Source organism: Streptomyces sp. CLV115 (assembly GCF_038448545.1).
GTDB lineage: Bacteria > Actinomycetota > Actinomycetes > Streptomycetales > Streptomycetaceae > Streptomyces > Streptomyces sanglieri.
Window position 1 is genome coordinate 1 of the sequence record NZ_JBCEWQ010000043.1, and the last position, 15,836, is coordinate 15,836.

Consider the following 15,836-nt stretch of genomic DNA (forward strand, 5'->3'; position numbering starts at 1 on the left):
GTCCCCCTCCAGCCGCCGACCATCCCCCTCCCGAAGCCGACCCGGTCGCCACCCACCTCTTCGTCCTCGCGCCGCCCCCTGACCCGGCGCGTGCGCCGACGGCGGGCGATCGACCGGCCGCTTGTCGCACCGGCACGCCCGGTGAAGCGTAAGAAGCCCGCAGACCGGCGCAGACCTCGCCGGGAACGGGCCCCCAAGCGTCCATGTCCGTGGGCCTGGACGGTTCGCCCGCGCACTGCGCACCGCGCGGGCGAGCCGACCGACCGGCCCGCGGCCCTGCAGGCAGGAAGACAGCATGGCGATCGAAGGCGCCGCCCCCGGGCGGAACAACAACACGGCACCGGACTTCGGCGCGGACACCCCGTCGGTCAAGGCCGTCGAACGCGCGGAGCGCGCAGGCGAGGAACTCGCCGGGGCAGGGGCGGCCGTCTCCGTTCGCCTGCTGGAGTGGGGCTTCGCCCTCGGCCTCGACCAGCGGTCCGTCGACCGCCTGGCGCCTCCCGACGGCAGCGGGCCCGTCAGCGGATTCCCCGGCCTGGTCCAGGAAGTGCTCGCCGGAGTCCTGCCCGCGGCCCTGGCCGAAAGCGTCGGCGCACGGCTGCCCGGCCGCGTCGAAAAGGTCCGGTCGGCCGCCCGCGGCACTGGATGCGAGCTGCTCTCACCATGGGCCGCACCCACCCTCCTCGCCCCCATGGCCCGCGACGCGCCGCCGAGCGAAACCGGACTGTGGTTCAGTGTGTTCGACCCGGGCACGGGCTGGGGGTCCGACACGCAGTTCACGCCCTGCTACGCCTCCGAAACCCCGGCCCTGGCCGTCTTCCACGAGGACCTGTACTGCGTCTACCAGGGCCGGGGCGACAACCCCGCCCTCTGGTGGACCGCACACCGCGCGGACGGCAGCTGGTCCGAGGACCGGCCCTTCCCCGACCACCACACCCTGGGCAGCCCGGCTCTGGCCGTGTTCCAGGACCGGCTGTACTGCGCTCACCGCGGCGGCTCGGGCGACTGGAGCATCGCGCTGACCTCGTACGACGGCAACGAGTGGAGCCCGGACCTGCCGGTCCCCGACGCCGGGAGCGTCTACGGTCCGGCGCTCGCCGTCTTCCGTGACGCCCTCCACCTCGCCTACGCCGACGCCGCCCAGCGCATCATGGTCACCACCAGCCGGGACGGGCGCACCTGGAGCACCCCCGAACCGGTCCCCGGCTGCGCCACCACGAGGTCCCCGGCGCTCGCCGTGTACGACGGTGCCCTGCACCTGCTGCACAGCAACCCGAAGGACGGTGCGATCCACTGGAGCCGGCTGCGTGACACCACCTGGACCTTTGAGGGCGCACTGCCCGGACACCGCACCCGGAGCAACATCGGCCTCGTTGTCTTCGACGGCAAGCTGATGTGCGTCCACCGCGACCCCGCCCGCCAGCAGCTGTGGTGGTCCGCCTTCGACGGCACAGAGTGGAGCACGGACACCGAAATCCCCGGCCACAGCAGCAAATACGGGGCAGCACTGGCCGTGTACCGGAGCCGGACCGGCACCAGCGGGCAACTCCTGTCCATCCACCGGGGCCACGCCCAGCGCTTCGTCACCGCGACTGGGGAGGTGCTGATCGACGAGGACCCGGCCGGGCTGCACGAACTCGACGATCCGAGCTCCGTCACAGACTGAGACCGGCCCCGCACAACCTCGCAGTCGTGCTTGTCACACCACAACACCGAGGCTGGGACCAGGACCGGGTTCCGGACCGGGGCGGGACCAGGACAGATACCGGGACCGGGAGCGCCGAGCGGGCCGCCTGCCAGGCCTTCGGCGGATGCCGGCCGATCCGTCCCGCTCCTGTCCCCGGGAACCTCGGCGGCCCTGCCGAGCAGCCGACCGGGCCCTCTTCGGCCATCCAACTGCCGTTCATTCAGGGCTCATTGACTGTGGTCGTCCGCCGCTGCTGTAATCCACTCGCCCCTGAAAAACGATGTTCCGCAATGCAGAACAAGGAGAGGGTGGAATCGGATGAAGCTGGGCAGGGTTTCGGCGGTCGTGGCAATCGCGGCCGCGACACTCGTCGGGAGTGCGGCGTCTCCCGCAATGGCCGCGACCTGGACACGGACGGCCGACTATCAGCGGTGGACAGGGTTCAACGCGCTTGAGCGAGGGCAGGGGGTGGCGACGGACGGGACGCATTTCTACTATGCCGGGCCCGGTGGGATGGTGAAGGCCACCGTCGCCAACGACTCGGAGGTCGCATCATCGGTGGCCCCGATTCCCTGGGATCTGAGCGGGACGTACGGCAGCGATCACATCGGGGACGTGGAGTACTACGGCGGCTACGTGATCGCACCGATCGAGGATGGCGGCCGCGACTACCAGCATCCGCTGCTGGCGCTGTACAACGCGAGTGACCTGACCTACACGGGGCGCTATGTGCAACTGCCCCTTGCGCAGATGCCGGGCGGGGTGCCGTGGGTCGCGGTGGACGCTGCCGCGGGGCTGGTCTACACCTCGCCCTGGGACCAGGACGCCGCGAACGGCACGAACAAGCTGGTCGCCTACAGCCTGAACGACCTCCTGAACCTCCCGGCCGGATCGACGCTCCCTGTGGTGAGGACCGTGACACTGTCACAGCCCCTGAGCAGAATCCAGGGCGCCGCGATGTGGCAGGGCAGGCTCTACGCCTCGGTGGACGACTCGGCGAAGTCGGTCTACTCGATCGACGTCAGCACCGGTCAGGTCGGCTACGAGTTCCATCAGGACGTCGAGTCCGGAGACGAGGTTCAGGGGATCGCCGCCTGGGACTACGGTCCGTCGGGCGGCCAGCTGCACATCGTCAATGTGGGATCGGGCTGGAAGTCGATCTTCCTCTACCTTCAGCACTACACCACGACCGGCTGAACCGGCACTCCATCAGGCATGCGCTGAGAGGCAATCGAGCAGAACGGTGCCCGACATCCGACATCCGCGGACGAGCCGGCCAGCCGGCTACCCACCCACCCAGGACTTGTCCGGGCGATCTCGGCCATAGGCTGGGTGCTGCACGATCAAGCCGAACGGGGCAGGGGGCAAAGGGTTGGGGCGTCAGGAGCGGTGTCGCAAGGTGTTCAGACCGCTGTTGCGAGCCGGGCTCGAAGTGATACCCGATGCGGTTCCTGACTCGGCGATCCCACATGTCCTGGGGTACGAACGAGAGCGGGTTTTCGGGTTCTGCCTGGTCGAGTACGAGGCCCCGCGATTCGTGGAGCGGCTCAACGAGGCCTGGTACGAGCTCGCCACGTCCTCCGGCCGGCTCTCCAGGAGTCCTGCGCGAGTTGAAGCGGGAGTCGGAGCGGCTCGCCAGGAGGGACGAAGACCGGGAGTTCCGACGTGAAGCCGGCGTTTGGCTTGAGAGCAGGCGACCGTGCGGGACGACACGTGCGGACGCTGTTGGGCGAAGAGGCCAGCGGTTGCGGGCCGAGTGAGCTCGGGGCAGCCGACGCCGAGGGCCTGGACAGGAACTGACGCCCGGCGCCGGGTGGGCGACAGCGGCAGGCGAGAGCGGTCTCGACCTGCGCCCCCCGATCATCGGGTCCGAAGCCGGATGACCACGGCTGCCGCCGTCACACATTCCGGTCGTTCCCGCTGAACAACCTGTCCAGATGCAGATCGATCGCGGTGAGCGCGTCCTGCGGATCGATCACGTTCAGTTCGATCAGGGGTGTGAAGCCGGTCAGGGCGAGGAGCAGGTTGGTCTCGGCCGCCGGGTCGCGGTCGGAGCCGATGTGCCCGTCCGCGACCGCGCGGCGGACCAACTGCTCGACGAGGGCCCGTCCTTGGACGAGACCATGGCGCGCCTGCTCGTGGACGGCCTCGTCGTGCAGTGCCTCCAGGACGTAGGCGGCACTCATCCGGCTGGTCGCGCGGGCGTCGGCATGCAGGGGGAGCATTTCCGCGAGTGTCAGCCGCAGCACATCACGAGGGTGCGGACGCTCGCCCAGCCCTTTGAGTCCCTGTTCGACGCGCAGCGACGTCTGCTCGGACGCGAAGTCCATGGCGAAGGAGAGCATGGCGGCCCGGGAAGCGAAATAGTGCTGCAGCTGCCCGAGGGAGATGCCCGCCTCCTGTGCCACCACGCGCATCGTCAGATGTGCGACGCCGCGCTGCTCCACCACCCGCCACAGTGCGCGGGCGATCGCCTCGCGGCGTCCGCGGTGATCCACCTGTTTCGGCATCGCCGGCCTCTCTCTCGCGTTCGAAGTTTTCCAATACGGTTGACATAATACACTTGACCTATAACCCTGGGGTCATGACTGGACAACTGCCTGAACAGCCAAGGGTGCGTACCACGGAAGGTGTCGTGCAGGGGCGTCGGCGGCAGGGGCACGCGGTGTTCCGCGGTATCCCCTACGCCCGGCCTCCGGTGGGAGCGTTCCGCTTCGCCGCTCCGGTCCCGCCGCAGCGCTGGGAGGGTACGAGGCACGCGGCGGAGTTCGGCCCCGTGGTGCCGCTGTCGCTGCCGGTCGACACGGGTCCGCGTCGGGGCACGGACTGGCTGACGCTCGACGTCGGCACTCCGGATCCGGGCGCGGCAGGGCTGCCGGTGCTGGTGTGGATCCCCGTGGGCGGCTACATCTCGGCGTTGTCGAGCGACCCGATGTACGACCCGGCAGCGCTGGCCGGGGCGGGGCTCGTCGTGGTGACCATCAACTGCCGTGTGGGCGTCGAGGGGTTCGCGTTCCTCGACGACGCGCCGCCCAACCGCGGATTCCTCGACCAGATCGCGGCGCTGGAGTGGGTGCAGCGGAACATCGCCGCCTTCGGAGGCGACCCAGGCCGGGTCACCGTTGCCGGACAGTCCGCCGGGGCAGGTTCGGTCGCCTCCCTCCTCGCGATGAAGCCGGCGCGCGGCCTGTTCCGGCGGGCAATCGCCCACTCGGTGCCCGGGTTGTACAACACCCCCGCGCTGGCCAGGCAGGTCACCGCCACGTTCGCGGACCGGATCGGTGCCGCGGCCCCCACCGCCGCGGCCCTGCGCGACATCGATCCGTGGCACCTGGCCGCAGAGCTCACCTCCTTCAACGCCGGCCTCCATGCACACCGGGAGAGCTGGGGACGGCTCACGGAGACCGGCACCGCCCTGTGCCCCGTCGTCGACGGGGAGGTCCTCCCCGAAACGCCCTGGCCCGCGCTGACCGGCGCGCGCGCGAGCGGCACCGAACTGCTCGTCGGCCACACCCGGGACGAATTCAGGCTGTTCAGCGTCATGAGCGGACGGCGGGGCACCTTCACCGAACAGGACGCCCGCGCAGCCCTGGAACGGCTCGCTCCGCAGCCGGACGGCGCAGAGGCGTACCGTGCCGCGTTTCCGCAGGCCGGCCCCGAGGAGCTGGTGGAGGCGGTGTACTCCGACGCACTCTTCCGCATGCCGTCACAGAAGCTGGCCGAGGCGAACGCCGCAGCCGGCGGCAGCTCGTACCTGTTCGAACTGCGCTGGACCGCCCCCGTACTCGACGGTGCCCTGGGGGCCTGTCACAGCCTCGATGTCCCACTGGCGTTCGGCACGCTGGACAGCCCCGTCGGCACTCAGCTCATCGGCGACGAGCCCACCCCCGAGGCAGTTGCGCTCTCCCACGAGATCGCGGAGGCATGGATCCGCTTCGTCACCACTGGCGACGCGGGCTGGGTCGCCCACCGACCCGGCCGGCAGCTCACCCGCGTCCTGGATGCCGAGTCGGAGACTCTGCCCTACCCCGAGCAGGCCTCCCACCGCATCTGGGAAGGCAGCTGCCCCGCCGCCTTCGATCTCCCGTAGCCGGATGCGGACGTCCGGCACGGGGCCGGCACGGGGTCCGGTACGGCGACGACGCGAGGGAGTGACACAAGCCGGTGAAGTGGGCATGCCTGATCGCTTCGGAAGCGCACGGCAGCCGCCCGGCAGCGCTCGTCGACAAGGCCGCGGCGGCAGACGCCCATTGTGCTCAGTCCTCCACCGGGTTCCTCTGCGGGACGCCGGGAGCAGGGTACTGCCGCCGGCGTCCGTCCGAAACTCATGCCCGGCGGGCATGAGGTAGCTTGCCCGCCATGACTGAACTGGGATCTGTCGTCTGGCCACCCGCCCCGATCAAGACCGAGCGGCTGGTGCTCCGTGAGGCCGAGGCCCGGGACCGTGCGGCGGCCATCGAACTGCTGGCCTCACCAGAGGTGGGTACCTACCTCGGTGGCCCCCAGCCGCGTGACGAACTTGAGCGCGCAATGCCCGGGGCACCCAGTCGGCGCCCCGGCCGCTTCACAGTCGATCTCGACGGAGCGATGATCGGCCAGATCACGCTCTACAGGGAAACCGGGCACCTTCGTCAGGCTGCCGGGAGGACCGAACTCGGCTACCTGTTCCTGCCCGGGGCATGGGGCTGCGGGTACGCCACCGAGGCGTGCGGCGCGGCACTCGACTGGTTCGCCGATGCGTTTCCCGGCGAGCCGGTGGTGCTCGCCACCCAGACCGCCAACGTCCGCTCGATGCGCCTCGCGGCGAAGCTGGGATTCACCGAGGTGGAGCGGTACGAGGCCTACGGCGCCGAGCAGTGGTTCGGCATCCGGTCCCCGGCCGCGCCGTCCGACTGAGTTCGCGGGGCCGGGTGGGCTCGCTGCAGGGAACGTGCATGCGTACGAGCCGGCCGTGCGGGGCGCCGTGCGAGGCGCCGCGCGAACGGCCCTCGGTGCAGTCCAGCCGTGGACCGTGACCATCGAGAGCGTTACTGCCCTCTGTTGCCTCGACAGCATCCGGGCCTGGGCCGAAGACGAGGCACGGGTCGCGAGCTCTACGCTTGTCCACGTCGTTCCGGCGGATGGAGAAGCGCCGGGCGGCACACCGAACCGCGGCGACTGGGGAATGGGCATGGGGGACAGAAGGGGAACGGAAGTGCGTCGGGAGGATGCGTGGGCCGAGCGGCTGACGGAAGGAGTGACCGTCGCCGTGGTGTTGGGCCTTGCGTTCTGCTTGTTGGCCGGCCCGGCGGTGTTCTTCGGTACGGCGGCCCGGCAGCTGATCACCGACACCGGCACCACCACGTTCAGCCGGTTCGTGGTGCCAGTGATCTCCCTGGTCCTCGTGGCGTTGCCGTTCGGCCTGGCCTGCGCGGTGTTCCGCTCGGGCCAACGCAAGGGCAAGAGGCGACTGACGGCGGCGGTTCCGGCGGTGCTGGCGCTGCTCGGCGGGTCCGTCGTGCCTTTCGCGACTCTGTGTCTCGCCTTCGTGTACGCGGACTGATCCCCCAACGACCGAACTGCGGACATTGCGGATCCGGTACGAGGCATGTCCGGAACGCCTTCGAGCGGGTCGTCCCGTGAGAGGCCTCTCCGCCGGCCTCACCACCCTGAGCTCGCAGGCAGGACTCGGCTGCGGCGGCGTCCGCCGACACGCGTCGGCGTTCCAATTCGGTGACGGGGCGGGAACCACTCGGTGAGGGACCTGCGTTGTATCGACATGAGTTCCCGAATCGCCGTGATCGGCAGCGGCCCCGCCGGCCTTACCTTCGCCCGGGTCATGCACCGCCATGGTCACCCTGTCACCGTCCTCGAACGAGACACCGCTCGCGACGCCCGTCCCGCGGGCGGCACGCTGGACCTGCACGAGGGGATGGGCCAACTGGCGGTGGAGAAGGCGGGGTTGCTGGCGGAATTCCAAGCACTGTCCCGTCCCGAGGGGCAGGCCATGCGCATCCTGGACCCGGACGGAACCATCCTCCGCGACTGGCAGCCTCGTCCGGGTGACCGGGCCAATCCCGAGATCGACCGCGGGCAGCTCCGTGACCTGTTGCTCGGGCCCCTGGACGTTCAGTGGGGGCGAGGCGTGACGGAGGTGGTGCCGGAGAGCCGGGACGGCGTGCTGGTCCATTTCGCGGACGGTCGACAGGAGACGTTCGATCTCGTGATCGGTGCGGACGGTGCCTGGTCCCGGGTCCGTCCGGCGGTCTCGGCAGCGATGCCCCAGTACACGGGCGTCACCCTGGTCGAGACCGCCCTGGACGACATCGACACCCGCCACCCCGATCTCGCCCGGCTGGTCGGCGACGGTTCCGTGGCCGTGTACGGGGTGAACCGCGCGCTTGTCGCCCAGCGCAGCAGCGGCGGGCACGTCAAGGTGTACGCGCAGTTCCGCGTGCCGCTGGACTGGCACCCGAACCCGGACCGGCGTGTGGGCCTCGATCAGCGCGAGGACCTGGGCCGGGCCGACGCCGAGGCCGTGCGATCAGGCCTGCTGGCCCTGTTCGACGGCTGGGCCGCTCCCGTCCTCGACCTGCTCCGCCACGGTACGGCTTTCGCGCACCGCCCCCTCTACGCCCTTCCCGTGTCTCACACCTGGGCCCATGTCTCCGGTGTGACGCTGCTGGGCGACGCCGCCCACCTGATGCCCCCGCTGGGTGCGGGCGCGAACCTCGCGATGCTGGAAGGTGCCGAACTCGCCGAGTCCATCGCCGCCGCCTCCGGCCCAGGAGATCTGGACGAGGCCGTCCGTGCCTTCGAGGAACGGATGTGGGCACGGGCCGGCAAGTGGGCGAACATCACGATGGCTGGTCTGGAACGCCTGGTGAGCGCGAACCCCTCCGAAGCCCTCGCCCTCTTCGACGAGGTCCAGCCCTCCTGACTCCCAAGCGCGAGTGCACGGTCCGGTTCGCCGGATTCCTGAGTCCGTTGCGTCTTTCCCGCCCGACTTGACGCCTCGTGGGGCCTCGTGACGTCTCGTGAGGCCCCGTGAGGCCCCGTGAGGCCAACACCGACCGAACGCAGCCCGAGCACCGAACGAGGACACCGAGGGTCGTGATGGCATTACCGGCCGGGCCCTGCTCACCGCCGTCCGGTCGAGCATGGCCGGATCCGTCATCGGCCTGTTTCCCCGGCCCGCCCTGTGCGGGAGGCTGTGGCGACCACAGCCGGCGGTCCGGCCTGCAGAACGGAGCATGTGATGGCCGAGGCACGGGAAAACGACGCGGGGAAGCCCGCCCAACGGACGATGACTCCGTTCGACGACATCTACGACCAGGCCGACCCCCGCGCCTTCTTCCGAGAACTCGGCGCGTTCGGCTACCGGACACCGCATCACGCCCAGCGCATCTTCCGCCGCCTGGCGGCACTCCGGCTGCGGGCTCCGGGGGACGCGGTGCTGGATCTTTGCTGTTCGTACGGCATCAACGCAGCCCTGCTCAACCACGACCTGACCCTGGACGACCTGTACGCCCACTACGCATCACCGCGGACGGCGGCCATGACCACCGAGGAACTGGCCGAGCACGACAGGTCCTTCTTCCGTGCCCGCCGCAGACGGGACGCCGTCCCGGTGATCGGTCTCGACATCGCGCCGAACGCCATCGCCTACGCACGAGCGGTCGGACTGCTCGATGACGGATTCGCCGAGAATCTGGAGACCACCCCGCCGACCCCGGACCTGCTGGACGCAGCCCGAAGCATCCGACTCATCACCATCACGGGTGGTGCCAGCTTCCTGTCCCGGGCCACGTTCCGGCCACTCCTGGAAACTGCCCGCACACTGCCGTGGGTCGCTGCCTTTGTCCTGCGTACCGGCTCCTACGAGCCCATCAGCGAGTACCTGGCCGGTCACGGCCTGACCACCGAGACGTACACCGGACACACCTTCGTCCAACGCCGCTTCACCGGCGCTGCCGAGCAGCAGTACGCCATCGACGCGGTGACCGCCCAGGGGCAGGACCCGGAGGGCAAGGAAGCGGCGGGCCATTTCCACACCACGCTGCATCTCACGCGCCCCGCGGCCGATGCCGGCACGCCCTCGCTCGACGAACTCCTCGCCCGGTGAATGCGTGCGCAGAACTGATGGGGCGCCCTCACGTCGAGCGCTCACTTGGTGCCCTGCGTCGGTCGCACCGCCCGATACCTTTCCGCAACAGCGCAACAGCGCAACAGCGCAACAGCGCAACAGCGCAACAGCGCAACAGCGCAACAGGCACAGGTCCGCCCGCTCTGTCACCCGGACAGCCTGGGGGAGCGGCGCTTGCCGGATCAGGAGGTGACTTCAGCCTGCCGTCGCGCTCTGCGGGGCATGCACTCGCGTGAACCCGTGGCTCCGCTCCACTTTCGCCACATGCAGTGTGTAGCTCTGATACCACTCGGCTTGCCCGCGCTGTTGCGCCGCGCGGTGCTCGGCGTTGTTCCGCCACTCCATGAGGGCATCGGCGTCGCGGAAGTACCCGACGGTGATGCCCAGCCCACCGGGAGTCTGCGCGTGGTCCATCCCCAGGAACCCGGGCACGTCATTCACCAGGTCTTCCATGCGTGCGTTCGTCTCGCTGTATCCGCTCTGCTCCTGGGATCGCACCGCGGTGAAGACAGCTACGTAGTAGGGGGGTTCAAATGCTTCGACGGGTGCGGCAGACGCTTCCGGGTAATCGCTCATGGCGGCACCGTAGGGCGCGATGCGCCCAACGATCCAGCATCTTTACTCCGGAAGATCTGTCACGAAGCTGCCGGAGGCCTCTACGGCGCCGACGCCCTTTCGTGGGGAGACGCCAATGCGGGCAGAGATCCGCTGATCGAGGGCGTTCAAGCGTAGGCGTCCTCGACGGCGACTCGTCGCACTGTACGCAGCGTCGACCGGAGGCTGTCCAGATCGGTTGAGCCCAGGGCGAGGCGGATCGCCTGTGGTGTGTGGACCGAGGTGGTGAACGGCTCGGCCGTGGACACCGAGATGTGCTGACGGGCGAGGGTGGCGGTCAGACGATCTGCGCGCGCGTCGTCGGGCAGCGGCAGCCAGGTGAAGTAGGACGAGGGGTGGCTGACGAGTGGGAGCCCTGCCAGCTCCTGTCCGGCGAGTGCTTGACGTGCCTTGGCGTCGTCTCGCTTCTGAGCCTCCAAGTGGTCCACCGTGCCGTCGTCGAGCCAGCGGCAGGCGATCGCGGTGGTGAGGGCGGGGGTGTTCCAGGTGGTTGCCCGAGTCGCGCGTTCGAGCGACGGCACCACGGACGGCGGGGCGACGACGAAGCCGACCCGCAGGCCGGTGGCGACACTCTTGGACAGTCCCGAAACATGGATGGTGATGTCCGGCGCGGTCGCGGCCAAAGGCGGTGGTGGATTCTCGACCAGGTAGGCGTAGGAGGCGTCTTCGACGATGAGCGGGCCGTACCGTCGAGCGATCTTGATCAGGCGGGCGCGATCGCCGGCCGGCATGACCCAGCCCAGAGGGTTGTGCAAGGTGGGCATGGTGTAGATCGCGCGCACAGGGCGGCTCGCGCACAGCTTTTCGAGGGCATCGAGATCCGGTCCCTCGGCGGTTGCGGGGATGGGCTCAAGGCCGAGATGGCAGGCGTGTGCGAGCACCTTGAAACCCGGGTAGGTGAGTGCGTCGACCGCGACGACGTCGCCGGCGTTGAGCGCGGCCATCACCGTGATGGCCAGGCCGTGCTGCGCACCGTTGGTGATGAGGATCCGGTCCGCGTCGGTGGTGATTCCCCGGCGCTCCAGGTGCCGCGCGATCGAGGCTCTGTCCTGGGGGCGCCCTCGATGGGGTTGGTAGCGCAGCAGCGAGTCGAGATCGCCGGAGGTGGCTACCTCTCTCAGCGCCTGCCGGAGGAGATCGGCCTGCCCGGGCAGCGACGGATAGTTGAAGTTGAGGTCGACCGCGTCCGTGGCGACGACCTGTTGGTCGATGCCGTGGCCGGCGGGAACCGCGATGTCACGCACGAACGTGCCGCGGCCCTGCTCCCGGCTCACCAGGCCCATCGCGTCCAGCTCGGCGTACACCCGGGTCGCGGTTACCACGGCGATGCCCTCACGGGCGGCCAGCCCGCGGTGTGTCGGCAGCCGCGTACCCGCGGCGAGCCGTCCGGTCCGGATATCGGCGGCGAACACGTCGACCAGTGTCTTGTACCGCGAGGCTGTCATGCACCGGATTGTACGCATGACAATTCTTTGACTGTCCTGTTCGCGGCTCCATACCGTCTGGACCACTCACCCACTCACCCACCCACTCGGAAGGACAGCCGCCGTGCACATCGCCATCCTCACCTTCGAGGGCTACAACGAGCTCGACTCCCTGATCGCGCTCGGTGTGCTCAACCGCGTCAAGACGGACGGCTGGCGCGTCACCCTCGCCACCCCCAGCCCCAAGGTGACCTCGATGAACGGGGTGGTCGTCGAGCAGATGTCCACTCTTGAGGAGGCGTGCGCCGCTGACGCCGTGATCGTCGGCAGTGGCATCGCCACCCGAGAGGTCGTCGAAGACCCGGCGATCATGAACGTCCTGCGGAATCTGGACCCCTCGCGCCAGCTCGTCGCGGCGCAGTGCTCCGGCGCGCTCGTGCTGGCCAGGCTCGGCCTGCTCAACGACATCCCCGCCTGCACCGACCTGACCACCAGGCCCTGGGTCGTCGCCGCCGGCGTCGAGGTGCTCAACCAGCCCTTCTACGCCAGGGGCAACATCGCCACCGCCGGCGGCTGCCTGGCCTCGCACTACCTCGCCGCCTGGACCATCGCCCGCCTTGAGGGCAAGGAGGCCGCCGACGGTGCACTGCACTATGTCGCCCCGGTCGGCGAGAAGGAGGAATACGTCGAACGCGCCTGGCGCAACATCACCCCCTACCTGCCCGCTCCCGCACCGACGCCCGCCTGAACATCGGTCGCAAGCTGTGGCCCGAAAGCCTGCCGATCCCCGGCGAAGGGGGAGGTGGTCAAAGCCCCGCTACTGCGCCGACTCATCGGCTCGCGCCAGGGTGGACGGCTGCGACGGCACCGGCCGTCGAGGGCACATTCGGTCGGCTGCCAGCGGGTTGGCCCTCCAGGGGAACGACGCACGCGAGGGCTGCGGCACCCCGCCCGGCCAGGGGCTGTCCGCCGGGTCGCGCAACGGCGTTCAGGGGAGCGGAGCAGTCCCTGGCAGCCTCGGGGCGGTGAAATACTCAGGCGGTGCAATGGACGCAGCTGTACGACTGCTACGGGGACGTCGATCGCGTCCCCGAGCTCCTGGCGCGGGCCGGGCGCGAGGACGAAGCAGAGGTCTGGGACGAGCTGGGATACCGGTTGATCCTTGAGGGCGACATGGTGTTCCCCGCCAGTTTTGCCGCACTGCCGTGTCTGGTGTCGCTGGCGTCGCGGAGCGCGCGGGCGCGCGGGCTGGCCGGGGCGATCGTCCGGTGCGCGGCAGGGGGCCATGGCTGCGACGACCTGCTGGCGGGCTGTGCCGGGGCGATCGCGGAGTTCCGTTCGCTGCTGCATCGCCACCTGCGGTCACGGCCGGACGACTACCTCGCGCCCTTCCGCGACTTGATCGCGGCCGAAGGGCACTACCACTGGAGCGCGGTCCTGGGGGATTTCTCGGACGACTTCTACCAGGTCGCCTGCCCGCACTGCGCTGTGGAGGTGACGATCGCCATCGGCGGATACGGGCGCTACTCAGCGATCCGGGACTGGAACCTGGGCGATGTGGACCGACGTGACCTGAGGCCGGCGTCCCCCGAGGGACTCTCCGGTACCGGCCGTTGGATGCACGAGACCGCAGTCCGCGACGGGGAAGTTGTGCTCGCCGACGGAATCGCCCATCTCTTCGGCCGGGCGGAATGCCCACGGTGTGCCAGCGTCTTCAGCATCGCCGATGAGTACGCGTCTTCCCACCGCCCTCTCATGTGAGTGGTGGTGGGGGAACGCGCGGGTCTGTCCCGGGCGCGGAGCCGAAGCCGGATCGACGCCTTTGGATGTCTCTGTTGAATCCGTCGGACGCCCGTCCCTGCTGACGTACCGTCGGTGGCCGGTGCCGTGACCGGAAATGATCAACGAGGTGGGCGGACAGTGGGGCAGAGAGGCGATGATGCGGAGATGACCGTCGGCTCACGCGCCCATTCGTTCAACGCGGCCGCCCGCCAGTACGCGGCCGGCCGTCCTTCGTATCCTCCCGCGCTCTTCGATTTCATCGAACAGTTCACGAACCGTCCTCTGGCCGGTGCCCGCGTCGCCGATGTCGGCGCGGGCACCGGAATCGCCACCGCTCTGCTGCGTGAACGCGGGGCTGACGTGATCGGCGTTGAGCCGGGCGACGCCATGGCCGCCCAGTTCCGTACCGTGCTCCCGGACGTGCCGATCATCAGAGGTGACGGCAACGCTCTCCCCCTGGCGGACGCCTCCCAGGACCTCATCACCTACGCGCAGTCCTGGCAGTGGACCGACACCACCCGCTCGGTCCCGGAAGCGCTGCGGGTACTGCTTCCCGGTGGTGCGCTCGCGATCTGGTGGAACACCACCGCATTCGACGTGTCCTGGATCCGCGGGCAGCATCAGCGGATCGCGCAACACTGCGGAGTGAAGCCGACTTCTCGGGCACGTCCCGACGACAGCGACGCCGTCCGGCTCGCGGGTCTGTCCGGGTTCCGGGTGGCGCGCCGCCAGGTGCGGTGGAGCCGGACGGTCTCCCTCGACACGCACCTTGCCAACATCGGCAGCCGCTCGGCGTTCCTTGTCCTTGCCGAGGATGCCAAGCGTGCCTTCCTCCGCGAGGAGCGCGGGCGGCTGGGTGAAATGTTCCCCGACGAGGCGGTCGAAGAGACCTACGTCGTTGATCTGCTGGTGGCCGCTCGTCCGTGACCTGCCCAGTGTCCTGGGACTCGGAAGAACAGGCGGGCCGCCCCGGCGATGGGACAGCCGCCGGATCGGATGCCATTTCTCTCCACGGACGTGGGCTCGTTCGCGCCGGTCCAGCTTGGTGCCGGAGCCCGCGTAGCTCCGCGCGCCGCCGTACCAGCGTCCGTCGGCCGGGCCCCGATGGAATTCCCTTCCCGTTCCGCAGTGGCCGGGGGCGGCGTCCGGCGCCCGGGGGCCTGCCGCACCGGGGTGCCCCGGCAGGCCCGGCCGGGGCACCCTGTGGTGTGCGGCTGCTACCAGGCGATGTTGCCGCAGTACGGAGTGGTCTGGCCAAGGGTCCTGTTCACGATGCAGACCCGCGCTCCGGCCCCGCGGCCGTTCCAATGGAATCCGGTGGCACGCTTGTTGAGCTGGGCCTCGTAGTCGTTGGAGATCTGCTTGTAGTGAGGGTAGGTGTCCGCGCGCTCCAGCCACATGGCGCACCGGGCTCCCCATGATTGGACCAGGGCTTGCACATACCCGTCGGAGGTCCGACGGTTCAGCCAGCCCTTGCACGAACCGGAGGTGACGTCCTTGCCGGGGATGTACACCACGGACTGGGCCCCCACCGCCACCTTGCCGGACGTGCCGGACGTGCCGGTCGGTGCCGGTGCGGCGGCACCTGCCGTGGTTGCCGAGGCCAGCAGCGAGCCGACGCCCAGGACCGTGGTCGCGGTGAAGAGACCGAGTCGTGTGCGAGCTGTCGTGTTGTGCATGGGGATTCTTCCTTCCGATGGTCGGGGCGGAGCAGGGCGGGTAGCCCTGTCCGCCGTGCTTCCATGAGCGTGCGGGCCGGGTCCGTCTTCCGGCCACCGAAGCCGGTGTACCTGGGACAAGGCGGGACTCCCATGCCGGTGACCTGCCAGGACATCCGGTGGGACGACAAAGCCGTGGGACGACGCGGAACGCAGTGCGTGACCGGCCTCACCCCGGCCGACCGCTCAACGGTTCGCCGACCGGACCCGCGAGCGACTTGCCGCCGTCCACGGAATACTCGGAGAAGGGCACAGCCGAAGGGTGACCGTCCGTGAACTCCACATGACTGCCGCACCGTTCATCGCCCGGCCGACGCGACTTTCGTCCCGGAAGCCACGATGCGCCGGTGGATACGGGACCGTCCGCGCATGTCTTCGTCTCTTCAGGGAAGCGGCGCCGGAAGGCCGGCCGACGTCACCAGGACCGCTGGCGAGTGGATCCTGACTCACCCGGGCCACCGGTCACCTACCGTTGCGTACCAGTG

Annotated in this window: 14 protein-coding genes; 10 read left to right on the plus strand and 4 right to left on the minus strand. The window is 69.6% G+C overall.

Annotation, left to right across the window (positions count from 1 at the left end):
• The first annotated feature begins 295 nt into the window (after positions 1-295).
• Both AADR41_RS17120 and AADR41_RS17125 read left to right on the plus strand, forming a co-directional pair.
• A complete protein-coding gene (locus tag AADR41_RS17120) occupies positions 296-1,666 on the plus strand; it encodes a hypothetical protein (protein ID WP_342282269.1) in 1,371 nt (456 codons plus the stop codon).
• A gap of 534 nt (positions 1,667-2,200) precedes the next feature.
• A complete protein-coding gene (locus AADR41_RS17125; RefSeq protein ID WP_342282270.1) occupies positions 2,201-2,884 on the plus strand; it encodes a DUF6923 family protein in 684 nt (227 codons plus the stop codon).
• A gap of 701 nt (positions 2,885-3,585) precedes the next feature.
• On the opposite strand, the gene AADR41_RS17130 is transcribed toward AADR41_RS17125, so the two are convergent.
• Entirely contained in the window at positions 3,586-4,197 is a 612-nt protein-coding gene (locus AADR41_RS17130; protein WP_342282271.1) for a TetR/AcrR family transcriptional regulator, read from the minus strand.
• A gap of 104 nt (positions 4,198-4,301) precedes the next feature.
• Between AADR41_RS17130 and AADR41_RS17135 the strand changes: the two genes are divergently transcribed.
• The 5 genes from AADR41_RS17135 (at position 4,302) to AADR41_RS17155 (ending at position 9,791) form a co-directional block, all read left to right on the plus strand.
• Complete coding sequence (locus AADR41_RS17135) at positions 4,302-5,777, plus strand: carboxylesterase/lipase family protein (RefSeq protein WP_342282272.1); 1,476 nt, start codon at positions 4,302-4,304, stop codon at positions 5,775-5,777.
• A 269-nt stretch (positions 5,778-6,046) separates the two neighbouring features.
• Positions 6,047-6,583, plus strand: coding sequence for a GNAT family N-acetyltransferase (locus tag AADR41_RS17140; RefSeq protein ID WP_342282273.1), 537 nt, complete (start codon positions 6,047-6,049; stop codon positions 6,581-6,583).
• A gap of 115 nt (positions 6,584-6,698) precedes the next feature.
• Complete coding sequence (locus AADR41_RS17145) at positions 6,699-7,229, plus strand: hypothetical protein (RefSeq protein ID WP_342282274.1); 531 nt, start codon at positions 6,699-6,701, stop codon at positions 7,227-7,229.
• Positions 7,230-7,445: 216 nt separating this feature from the next.
• Positions 7,446-8,606: an FAD-dependent oxidoreductase gene (locus AADR41_RS17150; protein ID WP_342282275.1), complete on the plus strand. Its 1,161-nt coding sequence runs from the start codon at positions 7,446-7,448 to the stop codon at positions 8,604-8,606.
• 318 nt (positions 8,607-8,924) lie between these two features.
• Complete coding sequence (locus AADR41_RS17155) at positions 8,925-9,791, plus strand: hypothetical protein (protein WP_342282276.1); 867 nt, start codon at positions 8,925-8,927, stop codon at positions 9,789-9,791.
• A 216-nt stretch (positions 9,792-10,007) separates the two neighbouring features.
• Here the strand turns inward: AADR41_RS17155 and AADR41_RS17160 are convergent, their stop codons facing one another.
• Both AADR41_RS17160 and AADR41_RS17165 read right to left on the minus strand, forming a co-directional pair.
• On the minus strand, positions 10,008-10,388 hold the full coding sequence (locus AADR41_RS17160; RefSeq protein WP_342282277.1) for an antibiotic biosynthesis monooxygenase family protein: 381 nt from the start codon (positions 10,386-10,388) through the stop codon (positions 10,008-10,010).
• A gap of 146 nt (positions 10,389-10,534) precedes the next feature.
• Positions 10,535-11,872, minus strand: a complete 1,338-nt coding sequence (locus AADR41_RS17165; protein WP_342282278.1) for an aminotransferase-like domain-containing protein — start codon at positions 11,870-11,872, stop codon at positions 10,535-10,537.
• A gap of 103 nt (positions 11,873-11,975) precedes the next feature.
• Here AADR41_RS17165 and AADR41_RS17170 point away from each other — a divergent pair, with 103 nt between their 5' ends.
• The 3 genes from AADR41_RS17170 (at position 11,976) to AADR41_RS17180 (ending at position 14,560) form a co-directional block, all read left to right on the plus strand.
• Positions 11,976-12,599 carry a DJ-1/PfpI family protein gene (locus tag AADR41_RS17170; protein WP_342282279.1) on the plus strand — a complete coding sequence of 208 codons (624 nt, stop codon included), beginning with the start codon at positions 11,976-11,978 and terminating at the stop codon, positions 12,597-12,599.
• 293 nt (positions 12,600-12,892) lie between these two features.
• Positions 12,893-13,612 (plus strand): hypothetical protein, encoded by a 720-nt coding sequence (locus AADR41_RS17175; protein ID WP_342282280.1) that lies wholly within the window; start codon positions 12,893-12,895, stop codon positions 13,610-13,612.
• 186 nt (positions 13,613-13,798) lie between these two features.
• The gene (locus AADR41_RS17180; RefSeq protein WP_342282306.1) at positions 13,799-14,560 is read left to right on the plus strand and encodes a class I SAM-dependent methyltransferase; all 762 of its coding nucleotides are present in this window, start codon (positions 13,799-13,801) and stop codon (positions 14,558-14,560) included.
• A 290-nt stretch (positions 14,561-14,850) separates the two neighbouring features.
• On the opposite strand, the gene AADR41_RS17185 is transcribed toward AADR41_RS17180, so the two are convergent.
• Positions 14,851-15,312, minus strand: a complete 462-nt coding sequence (locus AADR41_RS17185; protein WP_342282281.1) for a hypothetical protein — start codon at positions 15,310-15,312, stop codon at positions 14,851-14,853.
• Positions 15,313-15,836: the final 524 nt, after the last annotated feature.

Bases quoted from the DNA above. Each gene is read 5' to 3' on its own strand.
- AADR41_RS17185 (WP_342282281.1), bottom strand. From the start codon at position 15,312: ATGCACAACACGACAGCTCGCACACGACTCGGTCTCTTCACCGCGACC.
- AADR41_RS17165 (WP_342282278.1), bottom strand. From the start codon at position 11,872: ATGACAGCCTCGCGGTACAAGACACTGGTCGACGTGTTCGCCGCCGAT.
- AADR41_RS17130 (WP_342282271.1), bottom strand. From the start codon at position 4,197: ATGCCGAAACAGGTGGATCACCGCGGACGCCGCGAGGCGATCGCCCGC.
- AADR41_RS17140 (WP_342282273.1), top strand. From the start codon at position 6,047: ATGACTGAACTGGGATCTGTCGTCTGGCCACCCGCCCCGATCAAGACC.
- AADR41_RS17150 (WP_342282275.1), top strand. From the start codon at position 7,446: ATGAGTTCCCGAATCGCCGTGATCGGCAGCGGCCCCGCCGGCCTTACC.
- AADR41_RS17180 (WP_342282306.1), top strand. From the start codon at position 13,799: ATGACCGTCGGCTCACGCGCCCATTCGTTCAACGCGGCCGCCCGCCAG.
- AADR41_RS17160 (WP_342282277.1), bottom strand. From the start codon at position 10,388: ATGAGCGATTACCCGGAAGCGTCTGCCGCACCCGTCGAAGCATTTGAA.
- AADR41_RS17155 (WP_342282276.1), top strand. From the start codon at position 8,925: ATGGCCGAGGCACGGGAAAACGACGCGGGGAAGCCCGCCCAACGGACG.
- AADR41_RS17125 (WP_342282270.1), top strand. From the start codon at position 2,201: ATGGTGAAGGCCACCGTCGCCAACGACTCGGAGGTCGCATCATCGGTG.
- AADR41_RS17120 (WP_342282269.1), top strand. From the start codon at position 296: ATGGCGATCGAAGGCGCCGCCCCCGGGCGGAACAACAACACGGCACCG.